Raw genomic sequence first — 720 nt, forward strand, 5'->3', positions numbered from 1 at the left:
TGTCACCACCAGCTTGGCTCCGATCACTGTTCACAGCCCCTATGACGGGTCTGTCTTGGGAACGGTTGACGCGACCGATGCAGGCGAAATCGGCGAACTCCTCGCCCGCGCCCATCGGGGAGCCGCGTTGTCCAGCAAGTTGCCGAGACACGAGCGCGCCAGCATCCTCGAAGGGGCTGCGCAGATCATCGAGAGCCGCCGCGAAGCCTTTGCCGAAACCATTGTGCGCGAGGCAGGCAAGACGATCATTCAGGCGCGCAAGGAAGTACTTCGCTGCATCAATACGCTAAAACTGTCGGCCGAAGAGGCAAAGCGCAACGCCGGCGAGATCGTCCCGTTTGACGGCTACGTCGGATCCGAACAGCGCCAGGGTTGGTTCACGCGAGAGCCGCTCGGCATCATTACCGCCATCACGCCCTACAACGACCCACTAAACCTGGTCGCTCATAAACTCGGCCCAGCGATCGCCGGCGGCAATGCCGTTCTGCTGAAACCGTCGAATTTGACGCCGTTTTCCTCGATCAACCTTGTCGAAGCGCTGTTGGAAGCGGGCTTGCCACGCGAGATCATCACCGTCGTTCACGGCGATAGAGAGATCGTCACAGCTCTGATCTCTGCGCGGGACGTGCGCATGGTGTCGTTTACCGGCGGTTTCGCTACCGGGGAAGCGATCAGCCGAAAAGCCGGCCTGAAAAGCTGGCGATGGAGCTCGGCGGCAAT

1 pseudogene is annotated in these 720 nt (G+C 60.8%); it reads left to right on the top strand.

Going from position 1 to position 720, the window contains the following annotated elements:
• A pseudogene (locus RCCGE510_RS32220) lies at positions 1–720 on the top strand (aldehyde dehydrogenase family protein); the annotation flags it as partial.

Source organism: Rhizobium sp. CCGE 510 (assembly GCF_000292525.1).
Classification (GTDB): domain Bacteria; phylum Pseudomonadota; class Alphaproteobacteria; order Rhizobiales; family Rhizobiaceae; genus Rhizobium.